This window comes from Nocardia alni (genome assembly GCF_019038435.1).
In the GTDB taxonomy this organism is placed as follows: Bacteria; Actinomycetota; Actinomycetes; order Mycobacteriales; family Mycobacteriaceae; genus Nocardia; species Nocardia alni.
In genome coordinates this window covers 1-602 of record NZ_JAGPOX010000329.1, presented here as the reverse complement: position 1 = coordinate 602, position 602 = coordinate 1, and the positions used below count along the sequence as shown (strand labels likewise).

1 protein-coding gene is annotated in these 602 nt (G+C 70.1%); it reads left to right on the top strand.

Annotated elements, in window-relative coordinates:
- On the top strand, positions 1–602 hold a 602-nt coding region (locus JZ791_RS44175; protein ID WP_216903949.1), incomplete at both ends, for a D-alanyl-D-alanine carboxypeptidase family protein.

Below are 602 nucleotides of genomic sequence, written 5' to 3'. Positions count from 1 at the left end.
GGTCCCGCCGGTTCCGGCCGGCGGTCCCAGGCTCGCCGCCTGCGGCCTGATCCTGCCCAACGGCGCGCCACCGGTACCGAGGGACATCTCCGCCACCGCCTGGGTGATCGCCGACCTCGACACCGGCCGCATCCTGGCCGCGAAGGATCCGCACGGCCGCTACCGCCCAGCCTCGACCCTCAAGACGCTGCTGGCAGCGGTCGCTATCCCGCAGCTGGACCTGAACAAAGTGGTGATCGGCACCCAGGACGACGCGAACGCCGACGGCACCCGGGTCGGCATCGGACCCGGCGGCCGCTACACCAACAATCAACTGCTGCACGCCCTGCTGATGTGTTCGGGCAACGACGCCGCCCACGCCATCGCGATGGAGATCGGCGGCGTGGACAGCACGATCCGGCAGATGGACGAGAAGGCCAGGCAACTACAGGCCCTGGACACCCGCGCGGCGACCCCGTCCGGCCTGGACGGCCCCGGCCAGAGCATCTCGGCCTACGATATGGCCGCGATCTTCCGGCACGATATGACGCTCCCGGCATTCGCCGACGTCGTGCACACCGAGCAGTTCGACTTCCCCGGCTTCCCCGCCGACCCCAAGATCC